The sequence below is a fragment of the Streptomyces sp. NPDC002276 genome, from assembly GCF_053891435.1.
The window spans coordinates 164,933-188,855 of the sequence record NZ_JBSFCQ010000001.1; the positions used below are offsets into that span (position 1 = coordinate 164,933).

Annotated in this window: 21 protein-coding genes and 1 pseudogene; 12 read left to right on the forward strand and 10 right to left on the reverse strand. The window is 70.8% G+C overall.

Annotated elements, in window-relative coordinates; all coding sequences use genetic code 11:
* Window positions 1-2: 2 nt before the first annotated feature.
* Window positions 3-995, reverse strand: coding sequence for a dihydroxyacetone kinase subunit DhaK (gene dhaK, locus ACWIHT_RS00800; protein WP_456162958.1), 993 nt, complete (start codon window positions 993-995; stop codon window positions 3-5).
* A gap of 323 nt (window positions 996-1,318) precedes the next feature.
* On the opposite strand from dhaK, the gene ACWIHT_RS00805 reads away from it, so the two are divergent.
* From ACWIHT_RS00805 to ACWIHT_RS00815, 3 genes are all read left to right on the forward strand, one after another.
* Entirely contained in the window at window positions 1,319-1,669 is a 351-nt protein-coding gene (locus tag ACWIHT_RS00805) for a hypothetical protein (protein ID WP_456162960.1), read from the forward strand.
* Between the two features lie 67 nt (window positions 1,670-1,736).
* Entirely contained in the window at window positions 1,737-2,153 is a 417-nt protein-coding gene (locus ACWIHT_RS00810) for a flavin reductase (protein WP_456162962.1), read from the forward strand.
* 95 nt (window positions 2,154-2,248) lie between these two features.
* Window positions 2,249-3,430, forward strand: a complete 1,182-nt coding sequence (locus ACWIHT_RS00815; RefSeq protein ID WP_456162964.1) for an amidase — start codon at window positions 2,249-2,251, stop codon at window positions 3,428-3,430.
* Window positions 3,431-3,446: 16 nt separating this feature from the next.
* On the opposite strand, the gene ACWIHT_RS00820 is transcribed toward ACWIHT_RS00815, so the two are convergent.
* On the reverse strand, window positions 3,447-3,656 hold the full coding sequence (locus ACWIHT_RS00820; protein ID WP_456162966.1) for a hypothetical protein: 210 nt from the start codon (window positions 3,654-3,656) through the stop codon (window positions 3,447-3,449).
* Window positions 3,657-3,753: 97 nt separating this feature from the next.
* Window positions 3,754-4,452 (reverse strand): hypothetical protein, encoded by a 699-nt coding sequence (locus tag ACWIHT_RS00825; protein WP_456162968.1) that lies wholly within the window; start codon window positions 4,450-4,452, stop codon window positions 3,754-3,756.
* 116 nt (window positions 4,453-4,568) lie between these two features.
* Here ACWIHT_RS00825 and ACWIHT_RS00830 point away from each other — a divergent pair, with 116 nt between their 5' ends.
* Window positions 4,569-5,717 carry an oxygenase MpaB family protein gene (locus tag ACWIHT_RS00830; RefSeq protein WP_456162970.1) on the forward strand — a complete coding sequence of 383 codons (1,149 nt, stop codon included), beginning with the start codon at window positions 4,569-4,571 and terminating at the stop codon, window positions 5,715-5,717.
* Between the two features lie 62 nt (window positions 5,718-5,779).
* Here ACWIHT_RS00830 and ACWIHT_RS00835 read toward each other — a convergent pair whose 3' ends face one another.
* Window positions 5,780-6,301, reverse strand: a complete 522-nt coding sequence (locus ACWIHT_RS00835; RefSeq protein ID WP_456162972.1) for a hypothetical protein — start codon at window positions 6,299-6,301, stop codon at window positions 5,780-5,782.
* A gap of 295 nt (window positions 6,302-6,596) precedes the next feature.
* Between ACWIHT_RS00835 and ACWIHT_RS00840 the strand changes: the two genes are divergently transcribed.
* The 4 genes from ACWIHT_RS00840 (at window position 6,597) to ACWIHT_RS00855 (ending at window position 11,085) form a co-directional block, all read left to right on the forward strand.
* Window positions 6,597-7,508, forward strand: coding sequence for a UTP--glucose-1-phosphate uridylyltransferase (locus ACWIHT_RS00840; RefSeq protein WP_456162974.1), 912 nt, complete (start codon window positions 6,597-6,599; stop codon window positions 7,506-7,508).
* 43 nt (window positions 7,509-7,551) lie between these two features.
* The gene (locus ACWIHT_RS00845; RefSeq protein WP_456162976.1) at window positions 7,552-8,460 is read left to right on the forward strand and encodes an RNA polymerase sigma-70 factor; all 909 of its coding nucleotides are present in this window, start codon (window positions 7,552-7,554) and stop codon (window positions 8,458-8,460) included.
* 94 nt (window positions 8,461-8,554) lie between these two features.
* On the forward strand, window positions 8,555-10,255 hold the full coding sequence (locus ACWIHT_RS00850; RefSeq protein ID WP_456164538.1) for an L-aspartate oxidase: 1,701 nt from the start codon (window positions 8,555-8,557) through the stop codon (window positions 10,253-10,255).
* Between the two features lie 83 nt (window positions 10,256-10,338).
* Window positions 10,339-11,085, forward strand: coding sequence for an SDR family oxidoreductase (locus tag ACWIHT_RS00855; RefSeq protein WP_456162978.1), 747 nt, complete (start codon window positions 10,339-10,341; stop codon window positions 11,083-11,085).
* Between the two features lie 100 nt (window positions 11,086-11,185).
* On the opposite strand, the gene ACWIHT_RS00860 is transcribed toward ACWIHT_RS00855, so the two are convergent.
* Window positions 11,186-11,851, reverse strand: a complete 666-nt coding sequence (locus ACWIHT_RS00860; RefSeq protein ID WP_456162980.1) for a nitroreductase — start codon at window positions 11,849-11,851, stop codon at window positions 11,186-11,188.
* A 62-nt stretch (window positions 11,852-11,913) separates the two neighbouring features.
* Window positions 11,914-12,883, reverse strand: a pseudogene (locus tag ACWIHT_RS00865) (cytochrome b); the annotation flags it as partial.
* A gap of 225 nt (window positions 12,884-13,108) precedes the next feature.
* Between ACWIHT_RS00865 and ACWIHT_RS00870 the strand changes: the two are divergent.
* Window positions 13,109-13,531: a hypothetical protein gene (locus tag ACWIHT_RS00870; protein WP_456162982.1), complete on the forward strand. Its 423-nt coding sequence runs from the start codon at window positions 13,109-13,111 to the stop codon at window positions 13,529-13,531.
* A 177-nt stretch (window positions 13,532-13,708) separates the two neighbouring features.
* Here the strand turns inward: ACWIHT_RS00870 and ACWIHT_RS00875 are convergent, their stop codons facing one another.
* The gene (locus ACWIHT_RS00875; RefSeq protein ID WP_456162984.1) at window positions 13,709-14,050 is read right to left on the reverse strand and encodes a hypothetical protein; all 342 of its coding nucleotides are present in this window, start codon (window positions 14,048-14,050) and stop codon (window positions 13,709-13,711) included.
* 35 nt (window positions 14,051-14,085) lie between these two features.
* The gene (locus ACWIHT_RS00880) at window positions 14,086-15,441 is read right to left on the reverse strand and encodes an NAD(P)/FAD-dependent oxidoreductase (protein WP_456162986.1); all 1,356 of its coding nucleotides are present in this window, start codon (window positions 15,439-15,441) and stop codon (window positions 14,086-14,088) included.
* Between the two features lie 147 nt (window positions 15,442-15,588).
* Here ACWIHT_RS00880 and ACWIHT_RS00885 point away from each other — a divergent pair, with 147 nt between their 5' ends.
* The 3 genes from ACWIHT_RS00885 (at window position 15,589) to ACWIHT_RS00895 (ending at window position 17,663) form a co-directional block, all read left to right on the forward strand.
* Window positions 15,589-15,750, forward strand: coding sequence for a hypothetical protein (locus ACWIHT_RS00885; RefSeq protein WP_026178601.1), 162 nt, complete (start codon window positions 15,589-15,591; stop codon window positions 15,748-15,750).
* Window positions 15,751-15,900: 150 nt separating this feature from the next.
* Window positions 15,901-16,581: an ABC transporter ATP-binding protein gene (locus ACWIHT_RS00890; RefSeq protein WP_456162988.1), complete on the forward strand. Its 681-nt coding sequence runs from the start codon at window positions 15,901-15,903 to the stop codon at window positions 16,579-16,581.
* 131 nt (window positions 16,582-16,712) lie between these two features.
* Window positions 16,713-17,663, forward strand: a complete 951-nt coding sequence (locus ACWIHT_RS00895; RefSeq protein ID WP_456164540.1) for an ABC transporter ATP-binding protein — start codon at window positions 16,713-16,715, stop codon at window positions 17,661-17,663.
* A gap of 7 nt (window positions 17,664-17,670) precedes the next feature.
* Here the strand turns inward: ACWIHT_RS00895 and ACWIHT_RS00900 are convergent, their stop codons facing one another.
* Together ACWIHT_RS00900 and ACWIHT_RS00905 are read right to left on the reverse strand one after the other, a co-directional pair.
* Entirely contained in the window at window positions 17,671-20,487 is a 2,817-nt protein-coding gene (locus tag ACWIHT_RS00900) for a hypothetical protein (protein ID WP_456162990.1), read from the reverse strand.
* Window positions 20,484-23,756 carry an FtsX-like permease family protein gene (locus tag ACWIHT_RS00905; protein ID WP_456162992.1) on the reverse strand — a complete coding sequence of 1,091 codons (3,273 nt, stop codon included), beginning with the start codon at window positions 23,754-23,756 and terminating at the stop codon, window positions 20,484-20,486. The genes ACWIHT_RS00900 and ACWIHT_RS00905 overlap by 4 nt, the downstream gene beginning before the upstream one ends.
* Between the last annotated feature and the right edge of the window lie 167 nt (window positions 23,757-23,923).

Consider the following 23,923-nt stretch of genomic DNA (forward strand, 5'->3'; position numbering starts at 1 on the left):
TGTCACACGCCCCAGCGCAGCCCCGGCGTCTTCACCGGCGCGTCCCACAGCCGCAGCAGCTCCTCGTCGATCTGGCACACGGTGACCGAGGCGCCCGCCATGTCGAGGGAGGTGACGTAGTTGCCGACCAGTGTGCGGGCGACGGCGACCCCGCGCTCGGCGAGCACCCGCTGCACCTCGGCGTTGAAGCCGTACAGCTCCAGGAGCGGGGTCGCGCCCATGCCGTTGACCAGCACCAGCACCGGATTGCTCGGCGGCATGTCCTCCAGGATCGCGTGCACGGCGAAGTCCGCGATCTCCCCGGAGGTCATCATCGCCCGCCGCTCCCGGCCCGGCTCGCCGTGGATGCCGACGCCCAACTCCAGCTCGCCCGGCGGCAGATCGAAGGTGGGGCTGCCCTTGGCGGGGGTGGTGCAGGCGCTGAGCGCGACGCCGAAACTGCGCGAGTTCTCGTTGACCTGCCGGGCGATCGCCGTCACCCGGTCCAGCGGCTGCCCCTCGGCCGCGGCGGCACCGGCGATCTTCTCCACGAACAGGGTGGCGCCGGTTCCGCGCCGCCCCGCGGTGTAGAGGCTGTCGGTGACGGCCACATCGTCATTGACCAGCACCTTGGCGGTCTGAATGCCCTCGTCCTCGGCCAGCTCGGCCGCCATGTCGAAGTTGAGGACGTCCCCCGTGTAGTTCTTCACGATGAACAGCACCCCGGCCCCACTGTCCACGGCCGCCGCGGCGCGCACCATCTGGTCGGGCACGGGGGAGGTGAACACCTCGCCGGGACAGGCCGCTGACAACATCCCCGGACCCACGAACCCGCCGTGCAACGGCTCGTGACCCGACCCGCCACCGGAAACCAGCGCGACCTGCCCGGCCACGGGAGCGTCCCGCCGTACGATCACCCGGTTCTCGACGTCCACGGTCAACTCGGGGTGGGCGGCAGCCATGCCCCGCAGCGCGTCCGTGACCACGGTTTCCGCGACGTTGATCAGCATCTTCATGGGTACCTCCTGGCGAGACTGGCAGATGTGTCTCTGACCTTGGTCTTTGTTGGTCGGAGCGGGTTGGGGCGGGTCGATGCTGACGTACTGCTGACTTTGAAAGTATCGACCTTGAGGCGGCGAAGGTCACGGGCTGGGACGCCCAGGCCGTCGTCGGACCGTAGGTGCTGGCATGATGGTGGTCATGTCCATGTACCGAAAGGTCCATGCCGCGTAAGCGGCCCGGCGCGTTGCGCGCCGAACAGTCCCTCCGTGTCGCTCGGGGCTTGCCCCCGGAGCGGATCCACGGGCTCTCTGCCCAAACCAACGCCGCCATACATCGAGTGGAGCGGTTCTCGGGCGACTACTACGTCAATCCCGGTGCCACCGACGGTGCGCTGCGGCGGTATCGGGCGTTTCTACAGTCCCCCGGACGACGCCCCCTGTATCCGCAGGACGCGGAGTGTTCGTGCCGCGGCTGCTCCTTGGACGACGTACGGCACGCCCGCGACGTGCTTGAGGAGGTCTTGCGGCAGCTGCCTCCCCGGCCCCGCGCCCAGCTGGAGCGCCAGGTGCGCGACCTGGATGTCAAGTACATCGAGCGGACGCTGCCCGATCCGTTCGCCGATGAGCGGCAGTGGCGTTCCGACCTCTGGTGGCGGCGCCGTCTGTCCGGCGGCCGGGAGGCCGGATGAGGGCACGGCCTACTGGCGGACGAACGTGACGCCGCGAGGGCCGAAGCAGGAAAGGAGCGGCACCGCCGTGAACCCCGACCAGAACGAGTTCCGGGAGGCGATGGCCCACCTTCCGGCAGCCGTGAACATCCTGACGACGAACGGCCCGAACGGCCGCTGCGGGATCACCGTCAGCGCCGTCTGCTCGGTGACCGACACACCGCCGACCCTCCTGGTCTGCGTCAACCGCAGCAGCGCGATGCACGACGTGTTCCGCGACAACGGGAAGGTCTGCGTCAACGTGCTCGGCGGCGCCCAACAGGAACTCGCCCTGCACTTCGCCGGAGCCACCAGGATTCCCATGGCCGAACGCTTCACCTGGGACATCTGGGACCACGGCCACGACGTACCCGTCCTCAAGGACGCCCTGGTCACGGCGGTCGGCACGATCAAGCACACGGTCCCCGTAGGCTCCCACAGCGTGCTCTTCGTCGACATCGAGTAGATCCGCACCCGCACCGGCGGCCAGAGCCTCGTCTACTTCAACCGCGCTTTCCACCGCCTCGACGCCGACCCCCTCGTACCGGAAGGCACCCGCTCATGACCGCAGTCGAGGATGCGCTACGACGCTTGGAGCGGACCGAGCCGGAGATCCACGCGTGGGTGCGCGTGGACGCCGAGGGCGCTCGCGCCGCCGCACTGCGGGCACCGGACGGGCCGCTCAGGGGCGTGCCGTTCGGGGTCAAGGACATCTTCGATGTCGCCGGGCTGCCGACCGAGTGCGGTTCCCCGCTGCGGCGCGGTCGGATCGCCGTTCACGACGCCTGGCTCGTGGAGCGGCTGCGGCTGGCGGGGGCCGTCCCGCTCGGCAAGACGGTGACGACCGAGTTCGCGTACTTCCAGCCGGGGCCCACCCGCAACCCGCACGACCCGACCCACACCCCGGGCGGCTCGTCCAGCGGTTCGGCCGCCGCCGTCGCGGCCGGAGTGGTGCCCCTCGCGCTCGGTTCGCAGACGGCGGGCTCACTGACCCGGCCCGCCTCCTTCTGCGGTGTCGCCGGATACGTCCCTCCGGTCGGCGCCTGGCCGACGACCGGGATCACCGGCCTCAGCGAGACTCTGGACGCACCCGGACTCCTGGCCTCACGGGTGGACGAACTGGCCGTGGCCGTGCGGGCCGTCGACGGTTCCCGGTCCGAAGTCCCGGGCGCGGTACGGGTGTTGGTGTGGACGGGCGCCGAACTGGCCGACATCGACCCGGCGTTGCTCGACGCCCTGCGGAACACAGTTCGGGCCCTGGCCGCCGACGGCGCGGAGACGGACGACCTCGCGGGACGGGTCCGTACGCCCGAACTCGCCGAGACGCACGCCACGGTGATGGCCTACGAGGCCGCCCGCTCGCTCGCGGCCGAGGCGGAGCATCCCGAATCCCTCAGCAGGCACCTCAACGACCTCTTGGCACGCGGTCGCGAGACGCCGGTGGACGAGTACCGGGCAGCACTCGCCGTCAGGCACGAAGCCCGCACCCGGATCCTCGAACTCCTCGACCACGCCGACGTGATCCTGGGCCCGGCGGCCCCCGGACCCGCCCCGCACGGACTGGGCTCCACCGGCACCCCTGTCCTCAGCCGCCCCTGGCAGCTGCTCGGCCTGCCCGTCGTGACCGTCCCCGGTCACCGTGACCCGCACGGCATGCCGCTGGGCCTGCAACTCATCGGCCACCCCGCGCGCGTGGGCCGACTGCTCGGCATCGCCCGGCGGGTCGAGGCGACCGTACGGTGACGATCACCGGGCGGACTCAGCTCGGCAGTTGTCGGGAGCCGGCGTGCGGCACCCGCGCCCAGGCTTCGCCCAGGGTGTCCTGCGGATCCAGGAGGGAGAGGCGTCCCGCGTCGAAGGCGGAGTCCGCCAACTCGCGGCGACCCGGGGGGTGGTGGAGGAGCTTGGCCCTGCCCGCGCCGTCCACCAGGGTGGCGAGCCCTGTGGCGGCATCGGTGGCGCGGCCCATGGCGCGGGAGTTGTCGTAATAGAGCGGGACGGCGGACCGTGCGGAAGAGGACTCGGGTGACGGCGTCCTCGACCAGCGTGGCGGTTCCGTGCCCGCGTCAGCGCGCGTCGGGCTCGCCGTGCAGGAGGACCGCTTCGGCTCCGCGAAGGAAGATCTCCACGCTCAGGTCGAGTTGGGCTCTGTCGTAGGTGTCGACGCCGCGTTCGACGATCCGGGCGAGGTGCTCGAACGCCTGGGGATCGCGTCCTTCGACGGTCTCGCGGGTGAGCCGGGGCCGGAGGCGTTCGCCGCTGTGTGCCACGTAGAGGGCGTCACGGGCGTAGGCCCAGCAGAGGTTGGTCAGCAGGGCGAGGCAGCGCACCGTGCCCTCGTCGTCGAAGCCCGCTTCCGTCATCCGTTTCGCGATGGCTTCGGCCGGTTCGACGAACTGGGCGTAGAGCGAGTCGTCCGGCATGAGGTGTTCGGCGAGGGCGTCGGCGGCGATCAGGCGGTCGGTGAAGGCGGTCGCGTAGATCCGGCACGCCTCCTGCCACGAGGCGTCCGCGGGGATCTCGACGCCGGGTGACCCCTTCGCGAAGGTGTCGAGCGCCAGGAGCTTCAGCAGGGACTCCCGGTCGCTGACGTGATGGTTGACCGCCTTGCGGTCGACGCCGAGCTTGTCGGCCACGGCCTGCATGGTCAGTGTGCGGGTGTCCAGGGAACGGGCCGCCTCGATGATGCGCTCCAGATCGATGCCCGCCCGCCGTCCGCGTCCCCTCCGGCCACCGGTCGCCGGTGTCCGCTCTGTGACGTTCATGGCTTCTGCCTCTCGTGCCTCATGGGGGTTGACGCGGCGCAGACCCGAGCATAGCTTGCTGGCAGCTTTAATTCCCGGGCGGGAATTAAAGCGGGAACCGAACGAAGGAGTTCGTCATGGGCGCTGTCGCCGCAGGTCACCGCACCAAGGCAGCCAAGATCAAGATCACCAGGGAGGACCTGCTCGGCACGGAACGCCGCTGGCGGCGCTTCGGCGAGCTGACGCCGGCCGGTGGATCGCTCAACGAGGACGGCACCCCCGACTACGGCCTCTTCGGGCCCGGAAGCGTCGCCTGGGAGGTCCTCCTCCACCCGGCCACCGTCGTCTTCCTCAACGCCGCCCAGAGCGTGGTGCAGACGAAGGGGTACAACCCGATCAACGCGGGCCTGCGCGACCGCGACCCCATGGCCCGCAAGGCGCGCGAGGGTACCCTCACCATGCTGGACGTCTTCGACCGGCTCTCGCGCAACTCGGGCATGCACGCCCCCATGTGGCTCGGCGACACAAAGACCGCGCAACTCATGGCGAAACACCTCCACGCCATCCACAAGAAGGTGACCGGCGACGTCATCGACATCGCACGGCCCGAACTCGGCGGCTACGCGGCGAGCGAACCACGCGACGCCATGTGGGCCGCGCTCACCGAAATGCACCCCATGCTGCGCGTCTACGAGGCCTTCGCCTTCCGCGACGGCGGGAGGCCGCACCGCCTCTCGCCGGAACAGCGCGACCGGTTCATCGCCGAGACGGGGGCCTACCTGAGGCTCGTCGGCGCGCCCGAGGAGGACATCCCCGCCTCGATGGCCGAACTGGGCGCCCTCTACGAGAAGTACGCGGACCTCTTCGAACCCAGCCCGACGGTCAACCTCGCCCCGGGAACCGGCGAGGACTGGTTCAAGCTCGTGATGCGGACGGTGAAGCAGAACTTCCACATCTCACACCTGCGCGCCGTCATCCCGTACGCGTTGCAGACCACGGCGATCGAACTCCCCGTCATGGGCACACTGCCGGCCAAGATGCGTCACTCGATGGGCCTCAGCCCGCGCAGGAGCAGGCGGGCCGCCCGCGCGGCGAAGCTGTTCCTGCCGATCGCCTGGCTGATGCAGCAGGGCCCCTACGAGCGCTACGTCCTGCGCCGGATGTGGGGGCCGGACAGCATCCGTCTGCTGGAGTCCGCCCGCCGCCTGCACGAGCAGACGCTCGCGCAGCGAGCCATGAGCCAGTTGGCGGGCGGTCCGATGGGCGGGCCCCCGCCTGCCGCGTGAAAGATCGGAAAGGGCCGTGTCCTCCGCAAGGAAGCCGACCCCCCCCCGCAGCGGTCAGTCCGTCACGCCTGCGACTTTGCTTCGGGCCACGTCGCGTCGAACCAGTCCATGAACGGCAGGACACCGCCGACCAGTTTGACCCGCTGGTGAATGGCGATCTGGTCGTGCCCGGGCAGGAAGTCGCGTCCGGACGGGACCTCTTCGCCGCACCCGCACGCGCAGTTGGTGCGATCGAACGGCGAGTCGAAGTACTGCACCGGGTTCTGGCTCTTCTCGACCGGGGACTCGCCGCCCACGTACTTGTCGTACACCGGATTGCCGGGCTTGAGGATCGTCCCGTGGATCGTGCGACGGCCGTCCGGGGCCGGGTCGGAGATGTGATCGATCTCCACGGCCAGGACGACGATGCCCATGGCGCTGAACACCACGTACCGTTCCCGGTCCGCCCGCGTCCCCAGCTTCCAACGGCCGTTCCCCGCCGCGTACACCTCCTCGTCGGAGAGCCCCGGACGCCACCCGGCCGACGACTTCCCGTACTCGTCCTCCGGCCACGTCCGGTAGGCACCCAGTCCGATGTTGAGCATGCCGAACCCCCAATCCCCTGCCCCGCAGTCCTTCACCCCGGGGCGATGGAATGAAGGTAGACCCCTGGTCCGTAACAGCGCAAGGCTTAGATTGCGTAGATGCGGATTGAGGGTGCTGAACGATACTTTGAATCCTAGAATTCAAAGTATGGGCGAGGGGGGTTGCCGCAGCTCGGAGATGGCTGGTACTCGATCTTCACCTTGAGTGCCGCGTCGGGTTCGACACCGGCCGTTGGTAGCGTCGGGACCGTGCGCCTGTCGACAGGCACATGACGCTCGACCGGAGAGAGACGTGATGTCCCCGACGATTCGCAGGGCCGTGATTCCCGCCGCAGGGCTCGGCTCCCGGCTGCTGCCGCTGACGAAGGCGACACCGAAGGAGATGCTGCCGGTCGGCGACAAGCCGGTCATCGAACACACCGTCCGCGAGCTGGTGGACTCCGGCATCACCGACATCACCATCGTCGTCTCGGGCGGCAAGTCCCTGATCCAGGAGCACTTCCGCCCCAACCCCGCCCTCGTCGACCAACTCCGCGAAGACGGCAAGACGGCCTACGCGGATGCGGTGGAGGAGGTCGCGGAACTGGCCCGGCAGGGCCACATCACCTACCTCGACCAGTACGGCCCCTACGGCAACGGCACCCCCGTGCTGAACGCCGCCCGAGCCTTCGGGAACGAACCCGTGCTCGTGCTGTGGCCCGACGACGTCTTCGTGGCCGAGGTCCCGCGCGCCCAGCAACTGGTCCGCGCCTACGAGCAGACCGGCTGCCCGGTGCTGGCCCTCATGCCGATGGACCCGGTCGACTCCCAGCGCTACGGGGTGCCCATCGTCAAGGAGGACCTCGGGGACGGGCAACTGCGCATCACCGGCCTGGTCGAGAAGCCCGAGCCCGCCGCCGCACCGTCGTCGTACGCGGCCATCGGCGGCTATGTCGTCACCCCCGGGATCATCGACGAACTGCGCGAGCAGACCCGCCGCTGGTACGAGCGCAGGACCGGCGAGGTCTACCTGACCGACGCCATCAACGCCTACGCCGCCACCCGCGCGGTGTACGGACAGGTCATCCAGGGCCGCTGGTACGACACCGGCAATCCGGCCGCCTACATGGTCGCCCAGATGGCGTTCGCGCTGGCCCACCCCGAGTACGGCCCCGTCCTGCGCGGCATGGTCGCCGAAATCGACGTCGACCGTACCGCCGTACCATGAGCAGGCGTTTGTGTGAACCGGGTCGGAACTGAAGGCGGCACGCATGGGTATCGGGGACGGCACGGGCTCCCTCGACGAGGCGGCGAACGTGTTCATGGCGGCCCGTCCCCAGCTCTTCGGCATCGCCTACCGCGTGCTCGGCAGCGCCACCGAGGCCGAGGACGTACTCCAGGAGGCGTGGCTGCGGTGGCAGAACACCGACCGTGATGTCGTCCGCGAGCCGAAGGCGTTCCTCGCCACAGTCACCGCGCGGCTGGCGCTCAACGTCGCCCAGTCCGCGCGGGTGCGCCGCGAGTCGTACGTCGGCCCCTGGCTGCCGGAGCCGGTCGACACGCGCGCGGATCCGCAGCTGGGCGCCGAGCGCGCCGAGGCGCTCGACACGGCGGTGCTCTTCCTGCTGGAGCGGCTCAACCCCGTGGAACGGGCCGCCTATGTGCTGCGCGAAGCCTTCGACTACCCCTACGGGCAGATCGCGGACATGCTGGAGACCAGCGAGACCAACACACGTCAACTGGTGAGCCGCGCGCGCAAGCACCTCGCGTCGGAGCGCCGCAAGCCCGTCGACGCCACCGAGCACCGACGGCTGATGGAGGTCTTCCTCGCCGCGGCACAGACCGGCGATCTGGCCGTGCTGGAGAACATCCTCGCCGAGGACGTGGTCAGCTACACCGACGGGAACGGACTGCGCGGGGCGTCCAGGTTCCCGGTCGTCGGGCTGGTGCACGTCTCCAGGTACCTCGCCGCGTTCGCGCCGCGTTTCTGGCCGGAGAAGGAGATCCACTGGGTCGAGGCCAACGGCGGCCCCGCCGTCCTCGTCACGGCCGAGGGGACCGCGGTCGTTCTGCTGACCCTCGACATCTCGGAGCGCGGCGTCGAGCGGGCCATGTGGGTCATGAACCCGGAGAAGCTGGCACCCTACGCGGCCTCGCTGGGCGGCGACACCACGTCCTGAACTGTCACAGATCGCGGGGCTGCCCGGTCGTACGGGATGAAGACCCCAGTGATCGGAGTGGACCGTGGCTGTCACCGAACAACGTCTCGCGACCATGGTGCTGGTGATCGGCACCGGAGGAGCCGGCCTGCGGGCGGCGATCGAACTGGCCGAGGCCGGCGTCGACGTCCTCGCCGTCGGCAAACGCTCCAAGGACGACGCCCATACGGCACTCGCGGCCGGCGGCATCAACGCGGCGCTGGCCACCATGGACCCCGAGGACAGCTGGCAGCAGCACGCCGCCGACACCCTCAAGGAGAGCTACCTCCTCGCCGACCCCCGCACCGTGGAGATCGTCACCCAGGGCGCGGCCCGGGGCATCGAGGACCTGGAGCGCTACGGCATGGACTTCGCGCGGGAGGAGGACGGCCGGATCTCGCAGCGCTTCTTCGGCGCGCACACGTTCCGCAGAACCGCCTTCGCCGGCGACTACACCGGCCTGGAGATCCAGCGCACCCTCATCCGGCGCGCCGAGCAACTGGACATCCCGGTCCTGGAAGGCGTGTACATCACCCGGCTGCTGGTCCACGAGGGTGCCGTGTTCGGCGCCTACGGCTTCGACCTCACGAGCGGACGGCGCTACGTCATCCACGCCGACGCGGTGATCCTGGCAGCGGGCGGCCACACCCGCATCTGGCGGCGCACCTCCTCGCGGCGCGACGAGAACACCGGGGACTCCTTCCGCCTCGCCGTGGAGGCCGGGGCCCGGCTGCGCGACGCCGAGCTGGTCCAGTTCCACCCCTCCGGCATCATCGAGCCGGAGAACGCCGCCGGCACCCTGGTCAGCGAGGCCGCCCGCGGCGAGGGCGGCATCCTGCGCAACGCGCTCGGTGAACGCTTCATGGCCCGCTACGACCCCGAGCGCATGGAACTCTCCACCCGCGACCGCGTGGCCCTGGCCGCGTACACGGAGATCAAGGAAGGGCGCGGCACGCCCAACGGCGGCGTCTGGCTCGACGTGTCGCACCTGCCCCGGCAGACGATCATGACCCGGCTGCCCCGGGTCTACCAGACCCTGATGGACCTCCAGATGCTGGACATCACCCGCGACCCGATCGAGATCGCGCCCACCGCGCACTACTCGATGGGCGGGGTCTGGGTCCGCCCCGAGGACCACAGCACCGACGTACGCGGCCTGTACGCCATCGGCGAGGCGTCGAGCGGACTGCACGGCGCCAACCGGCTCGGCGGCAACAGCCTCATCGAGCTGCTGGTCTTCGGCCGCCTGACCGGCCGGGCCGCCGCCGCGTACTCGCAGTCTCTTACGGCCCAGCCGCGCTCGGCGTCGGCCGTCGCGGAGGCCCGCGCGGAACTCGACGGACTCCTCGCCGCCGACGGGCCCGAGAACGTACGGGCCCTGCAACGCGCCATCCGCGACACCATGACCGAGCACGCCGGCGTCGTACGCGACGAGGACGGCCTGCTCGCCGGACTGGCGGAACTCGCGGTGATCGAGAAGCGCATCGAGGCCGTAGGCATCCACCCGGACATCGCGGGTTATCAGGATCTGGCGCACGCCTTCGATCTCAAGTCGGCCGCGCTCGCGGCCCGGGCCACCCTCGAATCGGCGCTGGAGCGCCGCGAGACGCGTGGCTGTCACAACCGCGGTGATTATCCCGAACAGGATTCCGCACTGCGGGTGAATCTCGTGTGGTCCCCGACGACCGGAGTCACGCGCGAGGACATTCCGGCCGTGCCCGACGAGATATCCGCCCTGATGCAGGAAGTCTCGACCGCGGGGAAACTCGTCGAATAGGTCGAGCGGGCGGTGTCACAGACAGAACCGGTGCCCGGTCTCTACTGATGCAGGCATCAGACAAACCCGAAAGGAATTCCGTCATGAAGGTCGTAGTGATCGGTGGAACCGGGCTCATCGGTTCGAAGGTGGTCGCCGGGCTCGGCGAGCACGGACACGAGGTGGTCGTGGCGGCGCCCAGCACCGGAGTCGACACACTGACGGGCGAGGGCCTGGCCGAGGTCCTGAAGGGTGCGGCGGTGGTCGTCGACGTGTCCAACTCGCCCTCGTTCGAGGACCAGGCGGTCATGGACTTCTTCCGCACGTCTACGAGTAATCTCCTGAAGGCGGAGACCGAGGCGGGCGTCGCGCATCACGTGGCGCTGTCGGTGGTCGGCACCGAACGCCTCCAGGGGAGCGGGTACTTCCGCGCCAAGCAGGTCCAGGAAGACCTGATCAAGACCTCCGGCAACCCCTACACCATCGTCCACGCCACCCAGTTCTTCGAGTTCGCCAAGGGACTCGCCGACGGGGTCACCCAGGGCGACACCGTGCATCTGCCCGACGCGAAGATCCAGCCCATCGTCTCCGACGACGTGGCCGAGGCCGTCGCCCGCGCCGCGGTCGGGGACCCGGTGGGCGGCGTGGTGGAGGTCGCCGGTCCCGAGGCGTTCCAGCTGGAGGAGTTCATCCGCATGGGGCTCTCGGCCCAGGACGACCCGCGCAAGATCGTCACGGACCCGCAAGCGACGTACTGGGGCGCCGAGTTGGAGGAGAACACGCTCCTGCCGGGTCCTGACGCGCACATCGCCGGGACGCGGTTCGCCGACTGGCTCACGCGCCAGAAGTAGAGAACGCCAGAAGTAGAGAGCGCCAGAAGTAGGGCGCGGCAGAAGTAGAGATCGTTCGTTCCGGGTGGCCCTTTCCTTCGAAAGGGCCACCCGAGCTGTGTCATCCCTCGACGAACGTGACCGTCTCCCCGAGGGGAGCCCTGCCCGTACGGGCGTTGTCGACCGCGATGTCCTCGTACCCGATCGACATGCCGCAGAACAGCGTGAGTTCGTCCGGGGGTAACAGGATCTCCGCGACGCTCCCGCGGAACTTCGCCCAGGCCATCTGCGGGCAACTGTGCAGCCCTTCGGCGCGCAACAGCAGCATGACGGTCTGGAGGAACATGCCGGTGTCGGACCACTGGGCCGGGCCCAGATCGCGGTCGATGTAGCAGAACAGGGCGGTCGGCGCACCGAAGCAGTCCCAGTTCGCGGAGGCGGCCCGCTGGCGTGCCTCGACGTCCTCGCGCGGGATGCCGAGCGCGCCGTAGCGCTGCTCGCCGAAGGCCGAACGGCGTTCGCGGTACGGGGACTTGAGCGCGGGCGGGTACTGCTCGTACTCCGGCTCGTCCCAGGGCTCGCCCGCGACCAGGCGCTCGCCGGCGCGCTTCTTGATCTCGGCCAGCGGCTCGCCGCTCACCACGTACGCGCGCCACGGCTGGATGTTCGAGCCGGACGGCGCCCAGGCCGCGGCGGACAGCACGCGCTCCAGCACGTCCCTCGGGACCTCCCGGTCGGTGAATCCGCGCACCGCCCGTCGGCTCATGACCGCCTCGTAGACGTCCAAGACCGTCCATCTCCTCATCTGCTCGACATGTGCTCAACTGCCCGTCTCTTCAACGGGCTTGGTCATCGGTGCAGTTCTTCGGCCGGTAGTTCCCCGTGCTCGAACTCCCGCGCCGTCGCTTTGGTGATCTGCGCGTTCTCGCCGTAGAGGCGCTCGCTGAGCCGGGCGCGCAGATTCCGGGTGCCGGGGTCGACCGGGCGGTACTGCTCGTGCTGGGTGAGAAGGTGCAACTGTTCCTGGGTGAGCGGTTCGTGGACCTCGACGAACTCTCCGTCGGGCAGGCGTTTGACGATGCCGGTCTCGCGTCCGTGCAGGACCTTTTCGCGGTCGCCGCGCTGAAGTCCGAGCGCCCATCGCTTCGTTGCCGAATAGGCGGCGACGGTCACGACGAAGAGACCGATGCGGACGGCCCAGGTCACCGACTCGACCGCGACGTGCAGACGGACGGCGATGATGTCGTTCCCGGCGCCGATCAGGGCCACCGCGTAGAAACTGAGCCAGGCGACGCCGAGTGCCGTTCGTCAGCGGAATCAGGTTGTCGAGTGCCAGGGTGTGGCCCCAGAGGTTGATCTCCCAGCCGGGCATCACCCGCAGCAGTCCGTCCGCCACGCCCATGTACCAGTCGGGCTGCGATCCGGCGGAGACCTGGTCGGCGCGGACTTTGGCCGGGACGCCCACGGCATGGGTGTCGGTGCGTCCGGGGCCCGGGTACTGGGTGTGCCGTTGGTGGAGCACCAGGGCGAGGTGGGCGGTCATGAGTCCCGCCATGAGGGCGGGGATGAGCAGCACATGGATGGTGTTGAAGCGGGCCACGAGTTCGTGGCCGGGGAATTCGCCGCCGAAGAGGAACATCGACAGATACGTTCCGACGATCGGGATGGAAAGGATCGTTCCGTTCACGACGGCGAGGCCGGTTCCGGACAGCAGGTCGTCCGGGAGGTCGTATCCCGTCAGTCCCGCGAACATGGCGAGGACCAGCAGCAGGAATCCGAATACCCAGTTGACCTCGCGCGGCTTGCGGAAGGCGCCCGTCGCGCTTTCTCCCTGACCAGGCGACGGACACCAAGACGCCCGTCGGCCCAGTCGGCGAGCATGTCACCTTTGCCCATATCGCCTCGTTCGGCAGTGAGAGAAAAAATGCGGTGCTGCCCTGTAGGACCGGACAGTCGCCGAATGTGTGACACGCGCTCACCGCGGCCCCGTGTCACAGGACCCCGGAGTTCCCGGTCCTAATGAGCGGGCCCATGCCCCTGCCGTGTGCGGGGCCGTGCGAGCGAGAGGAAACGCCGGTATCTGCTCGATGCCGCGCACTGGATGCTGGGCGACCTGAACACGGCGGAAAGCGTCGTCGACGAGGCCTATCAGTGGTGGTACGGGCTCTCCGGCGCGGCGCGGCGGCGGGTCGCCGTTCCCCGGTCCTGGCTGGCGAGGACAGTCGGCGGGATCTGCCTGGCCCGGCTCGCACTACCGACGGCCGAGCGCGTGGCGTTCGTGCTCCGCACCTTCGGGATGGCCTCCGGAACGGTCGCCGACATCGTGGGCCGCACGGAGCCGGAACTCGCCGAACTCGCCACACGGGCCAGGCAGTTGTTCACCGCACCGCACCGCACCAGCACGACACCGTCGTCCGCGCCGTACGCCGGGCGCGCGTCAGCGGGCCGGTCGCCGGCTACCTGCTGACGCTCCTGGCCCACCGTCCGCACACGACCCTGACCACCCACTCCGTCAACGGCCGGACCGGCCTCGTCGCCCGCTACGGCCGCCAGGTCACCGCGGTCATCAGCGTCGACGTCACGAACGACCGCCAGTTCTGGGTCATGCTCAACCCCGACAAACTCCGGCGCTGGAACCAGTCGATCAGCGTGATGATTCCAGGATCACGACGACGACGGCGCTCATGGCGAGGGTGACCAGGGTCATGGCGATGAGTGTTCCGCGCAGCCAGTGGCGGATGCGGGCCTGGTGGCGTGCTTCCATCGCGTCGAGGCGTTCGGTGATGTGGTCGGTGACCATGCGGGCGACGTGTTTCTGCTCGTCGACGTACCATTTCCCGATGTCCCGCCGCTGCTCGGGAGTGAGTCCCTCCACGCGTGTGGTGAGGTCCGCCACGCGGCGGTGCGTGGCTTTCATGTGGGCCTCCTGGTAGAGGAACTCCTCGATGTCGCTGAGGCCGCGGGCGGCCTCCTCGCGTGCGGTCATGGCGTACCCCCGGTGGAATCGAGAACTCCGCGTGTTCATGCCGTGCTCCGTTCCTTCGTCCGGCCGGCCGCCGGGTCCTGCGCGCGTTCACCCGTGACGAACGCGTCGCGCGGGTGTTGCACGGAGGCGAGCGAGACGAGGTCGCGGCCCGTCAGAGCCGCGGTGAGCCAGATGGCCAGCACGCGGATCTTCCGCTCCCAGCTCGGCACCGCCAGCACGTGATAACCCCGGTGCATCAACCATGCAGGGAATCCCTTGATGACGATGCCCTTGTACTGGAAGATTCCCCGTCCGAGGCCCAGTGTCGCCACCACGCCGAGGCTGCTGTGGCGGTAGGGGCGGACGCGTTTGCCGCGCAGGTCGGCCACGAGGTTCTTCGCGAGGAGCCTGCCCTGCCGTACGGCGTGCTGGGCGTTGGGCACCGTGCGCGCGCCCGGCACCGGCGAGGCGAGGTCGGGAACGGCGGCGTCGTCACCGGCCGCCCATACGCCGGGCACCGGTTCGCCGTCCGTGCCCACGCGCAGGTCGGCGCGGACCAGCAGCAGGCCCCGCTCGTCGACGGGCAGGTCGGTGTGGTTGTGCACGACCGGGTTCGAGGCGTTGCCCGCGGTCCACACGATCAGTGTGGAGTCGTACTCCTGCCCGTCGGAGAGGACGACGTGGCCGTCCTCGGCGGAGAGCAGCTGCGTGTTCAGGTGGACGTGTGCGCCGCGGTGTTCCAGATGGCGCACCACCCAGGCGCCGGGTGTGTCGCTGACCTCGGGCAGGATGCGGTTCCTGGCCTCGACCAGGTGGAAGGACAGGTCGTCGGCGGTCAGTTCGGGATAGGAGCTGAGCATCGCGGTCGCCAGCGAGAGCAGTTCACCGAAGCCCTCGACGCCGGAGAATCCGCCGCCCACGAACGTGACGGTGAGCAGTTTGCGCCGTTCGGGGCCGGGCGGGAGTGACGCGGCCTGGTCGAACGCGGTCATCAGCCGGTCACGGATCGCCACCGCCTCCTCGACGTGCTTGAGACCGATGGCCTGCTGGGCGAGTCCGGGGATCGGGAAGGTGCGGGTCACGGCGCCGGCAGTGACCACGAGGATGTCGTAGCGCAGTTCGTAGGCGTCGCCGCGCACCGGGCGGACGGTCACCGTGCGGTCCGCCGCCCGGATCCCGGTCACCGTCCCCGCGATCAGGCGGGTACCGCTCAGGTGCCGTCGCAGTGAGACGACGGCGTGCCGCGCCTCCACCGAACCGGCCGCCACCTCCGGGAGGAAGGGCTGGTAGGTCATGTAGGGGCGCGGGTCGACGACCGTGACCCGCGCCTCGCCCCGGCGCAGCTTCTTCCGCAGGCCCCATGCGGTGTAGAAGCCCGCGTAGCCACCGCCGACGATCAGAATCTCTCGCATGATTCCCTCTGCTTCGTTGTCCGTCATCACATAGACCGTGTGGGCCGCGCGGATGTGACATGCGAGGCGGTCACGGACACCGAGCGGGGAATCCGTGGGCGTGAACGAGGAATGGGCGGGCAGACGGAGGATCGGAGGTTGAAAACTATGATTCCACTGCTTCTTGTTCTTCTGCTGGCCCTGATTCTCTTCGGTGCGGGATTCGCGCTGAAGATTCTCTGGTGGGTCGCGATCATCGTGTTGGTGCTGTGGCTCGTCGGCTTTGTGGCCCGTCCTAAGGGCGGGAGTGGCCGCTGGTATCGCTGGTAGCACTGTTTTTCGGCACGTGGAAACAATTCCCGCGCGGACGAAGCGGAAAAGGGGACCGGCGGATGTGTCCGCCGGTCCCCTTCCGCGCCGCGGCGCCTGTCGGGCCCGGCGTACCCTACGGTGCGGATGCCGACAGGGTGGGGGGGAAACATGGGCGCCATGGTCGTGGTCGAGGACCTGCGTCGGACCTACGGCAGCGGTGACACCGCCGTGCACGCCCTGCGCGGTGTCTCCTTCAGTGTGCCGCGCGGTGAACTCGTCGCCCTCAGAGGCCGATCGGGCTCCGGCAAGACCACCGTGCTCAACCTGGTCGGCGGTCTCGACACTCCCGACGGCGGCCGGATCACCCTGGACGGCACCGACTTGGCCGGCCTCGGCGAGGACGACCTGCTGGCGCTGCGCCGCGACCGCATCGGCTTCGTCTTCCAGTCCTTCGGGCTCATACCGATTCTCACCGCGGCCGAGAACGTCGGGGTCCCGCTGCGGCTGCGGAAGGTCCCGGCCCGCGAGCGCGAGGCCCGGGTCGCCCTTCTGCTCTCCCTCGTCGGGCTCTCCGACCATGCCGACCAGCGTCCCGGCGAACTCTCCGGCGGCCAGCAGCAGCGCGTCGCCATCGCCCGCGCGCTCGCCAACAACCCGGCCCTGATCATCGCCGACGAACCCACCGGCCAACTCGACGCCGACACCGGTCTCACCGTGATGGACCTGCTGCGTGCCGTCGTCCGCAGCGAGTCCGTCACCGCCCTCGTCGCCACCCACGACACCCAACTCCTCGCGCTGGCCGACCGGGTGCTCGAACTCCGCGACGGCAGCATCGTCGAGGACGCCTGACGGCACCCGCCGCTGTGCACTCCGTGCGCCGTTCCGCACTAGCCTGACCGCTGTCCCACCGTGTCATCGTCAGACCGCAACTCCCGGGAGACCGCGTGGCAGTTCCTCAACAGCGCACCGTGGCACCGGACTTGGCCGAGCTGCGGCGACGGGCCACCGCGGCTGCCGCCCCGCGCCGCGAAGAGGGGCTGGTTGTCTGCGAGAACCTGGTGCGGATCTACCAGACCGAGGGCGTCGAGGTGCAGGCCCTCCAGGGTCTCGACCTGGCCGTGGCCGAGGGCGAGATGATCGCGGTGGTCGGTGCCTCCGGCTCCGGCAAGTCCACCCTGCTGGGCATCCTCTCCGGCCAGGACGTGCCGACCGCGGGTGCCGCCGAGGTCGCCGGACACGACCTGCTGTCGATGAAGCGCCGCGACCGGCTCAACTACCGCCGTACCACTGTGGGTTTCGTCTGGCAGCAGACCTCCCGCAATCTGCTGCCCTACCTCTCGGCGGCCGAGAACGTGATGCTTCCGATGACGTACACCGGGATCAAGCGCTCCCAACGGCGGGCCCGCGCCGAGGAGTTGCTCGATCTGCTGTCCGTCGGCCACTGCCGGGACCGCACCCCGGACACCCTCTCCGGCGGTGAGCAGCAGCGGGTCGCCGTGGCCGTCGCCAACGCCAACGAGCCCCGCGTGCTGTTCGCCGACGAACCCACCGGCGAACTCGACACCGCCACCAGCGACGAGGTCTTCGCCGCACTGCGCCGGGCCAACGAGGACCTGGGCGTCACCGTCATCGTGGTCACCCACGACGCGCTGGTGTCCGAACAGGTCCAGCGCACCGTCCTGATCCGCAACGGCCGCACGTCGACCGAGGTACTGCGCCGGGTCGCCACCGGGGAGGACGGCGTCGACGTGCTCACCGCCGAGGAGTACGCGGTCCTGGACGCGAGCGGCCGGTTGCAGCTGCCGGGCGAGTTCACGGAACGCCTGCACATGCGCAAGCGGGTGCGGCTCGCGCTGGAGAGCGACCACATCGGCGTATGGCCCGACGAGGCGGCCCGGCGGGCCAAGTCCGAGGCCGAGGACGCGATGTGACAGGTGTTCAGGTCAGGCGCAGTACCGCCCCCAACCGACGTCCGCGGGCGAGTACCGTCTCGGTGGCCGCCGCCGTCAGGATCAGCGCGGTCACGCCGGCGACGAGCGCCAGGGTCAGCGAGTAGTCGGTCCGCAGCGCCGGTTGGGCGGGTCCGCCGGTGAACTGCCGTAGGTCCAACGTCCCTGCCATGAGCCGCGGTTCGAGCAGCCCGAGCAGTGTGCCGCCCACCGCGGAGGCCACCGCCAGCGGCAGTAGTTGCAGGAAGTGCAGTGCTCCGGCTTCCCTGCCGCCGAGTCCGAGTGTGCGCAGGAACGACGTGGTGCGGCTGCGCTCGTCGGAGGTGAGGGCGAGTTCCAGGGCGAGCGCGAGCAGGCCCGTGAGCGCGGCGAGGATCGACGTGACGGTGTAGATCGTGCCGAGTCCTTGCGTCAGGCCGTCCGCGCGCAGGGTGTTCAGCGTCTCGGAGCGGACCCGGATCCGGGCCAGCGGCCCGAGCGCCCTGGCCGCCGCAGACCGCAGTGCCGCGGGTTCGGTGTCGCCGGGAGTGTCGCCCTTGAGGAGCAACACGGTGCTGCCGGACGCTTGTTGGGACAGCAGACGGTCGGCGTCGGCGGTGGTGATCAGCAGGGGTGCGCCGGTGGGGATCTGTGCCGTGACCGGCCCGAGGAGAGGGTCGTCGAGTTGTGCGGCGGTCAGGGTGCCGACCGGCTTGAGGGTCAGGTCCAGCGGCGGGCGGCCCGATGTCACCACGGTGGTGGTGAAGCCGCCGGTGCGCTCCCTCGCCCGGAGAGCGGGGGAGAGGAAGGAGGGCAGCGGGGTGTTCGCGTCGGCCCGGGGCCCCGTCGGCCCGGACAACAGGGCTTCGGCCAGCGGTGACTCCGGGGCGACGGCGGCCAGTTGACGGGGATCCACGGTGATCACGGCGACCTGCGGGATCGCCGCCCCGTCGGCCTGCCCCGCCAGATCGAGAACGCGCAGGCGCTGAACGGCGGTTCGCATCCCGGGGGTTGCCGCTCGGGGCGCTGTGGTCCCGGACACGGTCGCGCTCGCGTCCGAACCGGTGGTCCAGGCCGCTCCCGTGGTCAGACCGTCGTCGATCGTACGGTGCACAAGGCCGCCGAACACGGCCGTGCCCAGGGTCAACACCAGGACGAACAGGGCCAGTCCGGTCGCCGGAGCGTCATGGGCGGCCCGCGCCGCTCCGACGAAGCCCACCGTTCCCGTGCCGCGCCGGGCCTGCCGCAGCACCAGGCGCAGGACGAGCGGATAGATCCGCAGCAGGAGCAGTACGACGGCCAGCGCCACCAGCACCGGCACGGCGCCGAGAATCCCGTCCGGGCCCTGCGAGCGCAGCGCGACCACACCGGCCGCCGCCGCGAGCAGCACCGTCAGCTCCAGGACCAGGCGTCGGCCGACAGCGGTTTTCCGGCGTGTGCGCCGCAGTCGGCCGGGTCTGCGCGGCTCGCGGACCGCGAGCCAGGTCATCAGCGGCACCGTCAGCGCCACCACGGCGGTGGCACAGGCGGCGGGCACCGGTTGCGGCGATCCGGAGGTGCCGGTGGGCGCGAGGGCCCGTCCGGCCGCCCAGCCGAGCAGTGCGGCGGTCAGCACCACCGGCCAGGCCACGGCGCAGCGCAGCAGCACCAGCCGCGCGGTGGACGCGCCCCGCGCCCGCTGCAACCGCAGATGCGACCGCCTCCGGCGCAGCAGCAGTCGTACCGCTACGGCCGCGGTGGCCAGCGTGACCGCGGCGAGCGCGTCGACGGCGAACGTCGCGAGGGACCGGGCCTGTTGGTCCTGCGCGGTGAACGCGGAGAGCATCGGCGTCAGGAAGTCGGCCAGCAGCAGCGGCCCGGTCATCTGGCCGCCGACCTGGCAGGCGATGTCGCTGGTGATCGGGTCGACTCCCTGGCACAGGGCGGCGCTCAGGTCCGCGCCGTACTGGGACAGCGGCCCGGTCAGGGCGCGGGCCCGGTCGAGCGCCGCCCCGGACAGGTCGGCGCGCAACTCCCAGGTCACGCGCGGGCCGCCCACCCCGGCGCCGGCCAGCAGGTCGGCGGCGTCCAGGCCGACGAGACCGCGGACGGCGAGCACGGTGCCCGCGGAACGCTCCTGAGGGTGGCGCGACGGCTGGTCCAGGGTCTCCCGGCCGGTCCAGAAACCGTCGGTAGCGGCGGTGGTGCGATAGACCCCGCTCACCAGCAACTCCGCCTGGGGCGGGGCGTTCTGCACCCCGGGCGTCTTGGCGAACGCGAGCGTCAGCCGACTGCCGACCCGGACACCCAGCGCCCGCGCGGTGGTCTCCGACAACCCGATCTGGGGCGCGGTGGCCAACGGCGTGCGATCGGCCGGCGCGTGACCGCTGACGTAACGCAGATGGGCCCGCGCGGACGGCAGATAGCTGACCGTCAGCTGGGTGCTGGTGTCCGCCGGTCCGGGCGGTCGCGGTGAGAGCAGGGACGCCTGGTCGTAGTCGTAGCTGCCGCCGCCGGTGAAGGCAACGTGCCGGGCTGCCCCGCCGAGTTCCTTGGTGAGGGTGCGGCCCGCGCCGAGCAGGGTGGCCATGTCCACGGTGGGCGGCTGGGTGTTGAAGACCTCCGGTGTGGTGCTCAGGCTGATCAGCGGTGCCTGGGACTGTGCCGCGTCGACCCGCTGTCGTAGCGCCCGGTCCTCCTGGCCGCCCGCGAAGGCGGGGGCCCAGGCGCACAGTGCTGTCAGTGCCAGGACCAGCACGGCGAGGCAGGCCAGCAGGGGCAGGTCGCCCCGGGTCTCCTTGCGGATCAGGCGGCGCGTCACCGACTCGTTTCCGGCCGTACGGCTCAACGGTCTTCCCCCGCTCGCAGCACACGCACCAGGTCCACCCGGGACAGCAGCCGGGCCAGTGCCAGGACGACCGCGCTGATGGCGAGCGCGGTCGCCAGCGCGGTCAGCGCGACGGTGCCCCAGGGGATGATCTGCGGCAGCGGCGGATAGGGGGCCTGTCCGCTGTCGTCCACGGTGACCAGCGGCAGCACCGCCGCAGCCAGGGCCATGCCCATCAGCGCACCCGGGACCACGGCGAACAGCGCCAGACTCAACTGCTCGGCGCCCAGCAGCGCGGACAGGCTCTTGGCGCGGACGCCGATCGCGCGCAGCAGCGCGAACTCCTTGCGGCGCTGCCGGGTGGAGACCACCGCGTGCACGGTGAAGGCGACGACCGCGAAACCGGGGGCCAGATAGCGGACCAGTTCCAGCGTCCGGCGCAGTCCGGTGCGGAAGGGGTCGGCCCGGAGGGACGCGGCGGTCCGCGCCGTGGTGGTGACCTGGCCCAGCGCGGGCTGCGCCTCCACAGCTGCGGCCGTACGCGCGCTGTCGGTGCTGCCGAGCCACCAGAACGCGGGATCCTCCTGGTCCACGCCGGCCTGTGTCAGCGCGGCGGCGAGCTGCCGCTGATCGGCGATCAAATGGCCCTGACCGCGGCCCAGTCCGGGGAGTGAGTCGACTCGGCCCACGATCCGGGCGGTGACCCGGCCCTCGCCCAGGTCCAGGGTGGTCGTGCCGCCTACGCTCAGCCGTGCCTCGCGCAGTGCCGTGGCGTCGGCGCGCACCGGAAGCGGCGCGGGACCGCCCGTCGGGCCCGCCATCAGCCGCACCTGGCTGCCGGGCTGGGTGTCGTAGTCGCTGTCGGACAGACCGCCGAACGCGTCCGAGGTCTCCCGGGAGGGCCGGATGCCGGTGCTGATGACGGTCCGCAGCACCTCGGAAGCACTCGGGGCGATCGAGCACACCCCGGAGGTGCCGGGTTCGTAGCTGCCGGTCAACCGCCCTTCGCAGGCGCCCTCGGTGGCGTCGGAGGCGTGGTCCGTGCCGTCGGTCCAGAGCTGCTCGCCGGGGAGCCGGGTGACCCACCTGTCCGTGGTGTCGCGCGCGCCGACCCGGATCAGTTCCAGGCTCAGGCGCGCGGGGCGCGTGTTCGGCTGTGGCAGGACGTTGACGGCGGTCACGGTCAGCGGATACTCCCGGGGGTGGCCGCCGCTCAGTGCCACGCCCAGCGGGATCGCGACGGTGTGTCGGGCTCCGTCGGCGGTGGGCGGCCGGGTCGTCACGACGCTGACGAGACCGGACGCGTCCTGCACGGTCAGCTCCAGGCTCGGCGCCACACGGTTGCCGTCGCTGCGCAGCCGCTCGTCCAGCAGCAGCGCGGTCGGCCGCCCGGGGAGCCGTATGCCGGGGATGACCGGTGCCGGGGTGCGGGGAGCGGGCCCGCCGACCGTGCCGACCAGGTCCTCGGTGGTGCCGCCGGGCAGGTTTGCCGTCGACCGCGTCACCGGGGTCACGCCGGTCACCGCCGGCAGCGCGCGGTAGGCGGCGCTCAGGACGGGGGAGGGGTAACCGTCGTCCGCCGAGGGGGAGATCCGCACATCCGCGCCGACCGTGAACGCGGCCTGCTCCGACGCCAGACCGCCCAGACAGGCGAGCGCGGTGGTGGCGAAGGCGCTCACCGACATGGCCAGGCACATCAGCACCACCGGTCCCGCGTTGCGTGCCGCCCGTCGGCCCAACTGCCAACCGGCCAGCGGGAGTACGAGCCCCCGGCCGCGCCGCCCGAACGCGTCCAGCAGCAGCGAGGTCAGCGGCAGCAGCCGCAGCAGCAGGAGCGCGGCGGCACCGGCCACCAGGGTCGGCACCAGGACCAGCACCGGGTCCGCGGAGGCGCTGCCGGTGCCCACGTCGGAGATCAGCGAGTGGTGCCGTCGTAACTCCAGATAGCCCAGGACCGAGACGGCCAGCAGGGCCAGGTCGGCGCCCAGCCGCTGCGCGGCGGCGGCCCGTGCGCCACGGGTCGGCCGAGACTGGGCCGACGGCAGCACGGGCAGCAGCACGGCCGCCGCGTGCACCAGCAGGGTCAGCCCTACGGCCGCCCACGCGTCGGTGCCCCGTCTGCCGGGGTGCAGCAGCCCGGCCAGGAAGGGGGCGGCGACGGCGGCCGGGACACCGGTGAGCGCCCACTCGGCCGCCGCGCCGCGCAGCAGCCTCGGGGTACCGGCGCCTCTGGCCCGCTGGAGCGCCAGTTCCTCGCGTCGGCGCACGGTCAGCTCGCGGGCGGCCAGCACCAGGGTGGCCAGGGCGAGGACCGCCAGCAGCACGCTCGGCAGGTACAGCGAGGACCGGGCCGCCACCGTCGGCACCGTCAACTCGTCGATGGCGCCCGGCAGTCCGGAGGCCACCGTCACATCGGCCAGCGACGGCTGATGCCCGCCGAACACCGACACACCGCTCTGGCTGCCGGAGAAGGCGTGCAGCCGGTCGCCCAGCACGGTGAGGCCGTCCGCGTCGAGCCGGGAGAGGTCCGGCTGCACACTCCAATGGGCCGTCAGATGCCCGTTCAGGACGGCGCTGCCGTTGAGAGCCGACGGCGAGACCACCAACAGGTCCTGGTCCGCGGTCTCTCCCTCGGCGAGGTCACCGGCCATCGCGGGCCAGAACCCGACGGCACCGGTCGCCCGGAAGACGCCGGTGATCCGCAGGGTCATGGCCCGGTTGAAGGCGTCCTGCACGCGGAGGCTGGAGCCGGGCCCGATGCCCAGGCGTTTCGCCAGCGCGTCCGGTACCGCCGTGTCGACGGGGGCGGTGGACCCGGTGGAGACCCTGACCTCGGGCAGCGAGGTGAACGCGCCTGCCGGTGCGTCCGCGGTACCTGCGGGCCACTGCCCGGCGACCAACCGCCCGAAGCCGCCCCCGTTCTGGACCGCGACCGGATGCAGCCCGGTGCCTCCAGGAGTGCGCGGCGGGCCCGCGACCCCGTCGACGCCCGTCACCGAGACCGGCGAGGTGCCCAGCAGTCCCACATAGGTCCGCTGCGGCACCCCGGCGAACACCCGGTCGGCGGAGGCCCGCACATCGCGGTCGGCCGCGGCCATTCCTCCGGCGCGGTAGGACGCGTTGACGTTCACCTGCGCGTCGAGGTCGACGGCCAGCCGCCGTACGGCACCGGCCTGCACCGAACTGCCCGCCAGCGAGGCGAGCGTGGCGAGTGCGGTCGCGCACAGCAGCACGGTCACCGCGACGGCGGCCAGCACCAGCCCGTGCTGTGCGGCCCGCCTGGCGACCACGGGAAGCCGGCGCCGGGCCGGACGCGGAGCCCCCGGGCCTCGCCGCGGCGAAGACCTGACGGCCGTGGCGACCACATGAACCCCCGCGGAAATCGAACGTGTGACGTGACGGCGCGGCACAGCGTACCTGTGAACTGCCCTTGTGACCGCCCCTGTTGAGGCGCCGG

Excerpts from the sequence above, each read along its gene's own strand:
- ACWIHT_RS00845 (WP_456162976.1), top strand. The coding sequence starts at position 7,552 with ATGGGTATCGGGGACGGCACGGGCTCCCTCGACGAGGCGGCGAACGTG.
- ACWIHT_RS00820 (WP_456162966.1), bottom strand. The coding sequence starts at position 3,656 with ATGGGCCGCGCCACCGATGCCGCCACAGGGCTCGCCACCCTGGTGGAC.
- ACWIHT_RS00885 (WP_026178601.1), top strand. The coding sequence starts at position 15,589 with ATGATTCCACTGCTTCTTGTTCTTCTGCTGGCCCTGATTCTCTTCGGT.
- ACWIHT_RS00875 (WP_456162984.1), bottom strand. The coding sequence starts at position 14,050 with ATGACCGCACGCGAGGAGGCCGCCCGCGGCCTCAGCGACATCGAGGAG.
- ACWIHT_RS00815 (WP_456162964.1), top strand. The coding sequence starts at position 2,249 with ATGACCGCAGTCGAGGATGCGCTACGACGCTTGGAGCGGACCGAGCCG.
- ACWIHT_RS00840 (WP_456162974.1), top strand. The coding sequence starts at position 6,597 with ATGTCCCCGACGATTCGCAGGGCCGTGATTCCCGCCGCAGGGCTCGGC.
- ACWIHT_RS00825 (WP_456162968.1), bottom strand. The coding sequence starts at position 4,452 with ATGAACGTCACAGAGCGGACACCGGCGACCGGTGGCCGGAGGGGACGC.
- ACWIHT_RS00855 (WP_456162978.1), top strand. The coding sequence starts at position 10,339 with ATGAAGGTCGTAGTGATCGGTGGAACCGGGCTCATCGGTTCGAAGGTG.
- ACWIHT_RS00835 (WP_456162972.1), bottom strand. The coding sequence starts at position 6,301 with ATGCTCAACATCGGACTGGGTGCCTACCGGACGTGGCCGGAGGACGAG.
- ACWIHT_RS00890 (WP_456162988.1), top strand. The coding sequence starts at position 15,901 with ATGGGCGCCATGGTCGTGGTCGAGGACCTGCGTCGGACCTACGGCAGC.
- ACWIHT_RS00830 (WP_456162970.1), top strand. The coding sequence starts at position 4,569 with ATGGGCGCTGTCGCCGCAGGTCACCGCACCAAGGCAGCCAAGATCAAG.
- ACWIHT_RS00880 (WP_456162986.1), bottom strand. The coding sequence starts at position 15,441 with ATGCGAGAGATTCTGATCGTCGGCGGTGGCTACGCGGGCTTCTACACC.
- ACWIHT_RS00850 (WP_456164538.1), top strand. The coding sequence starts at position 8,555 with ATGGTGCTGGTGATCGGCACCGGAGGAGCCGGCCTGCGGGCGGCGATC.
- dhaK (WP_456162958.1), bottom strand. The coding sequence starts at position 995 with ATGAAGATGCTGATCAACGTCGCGGAAACCGTGGTCACGGACGCGCTG.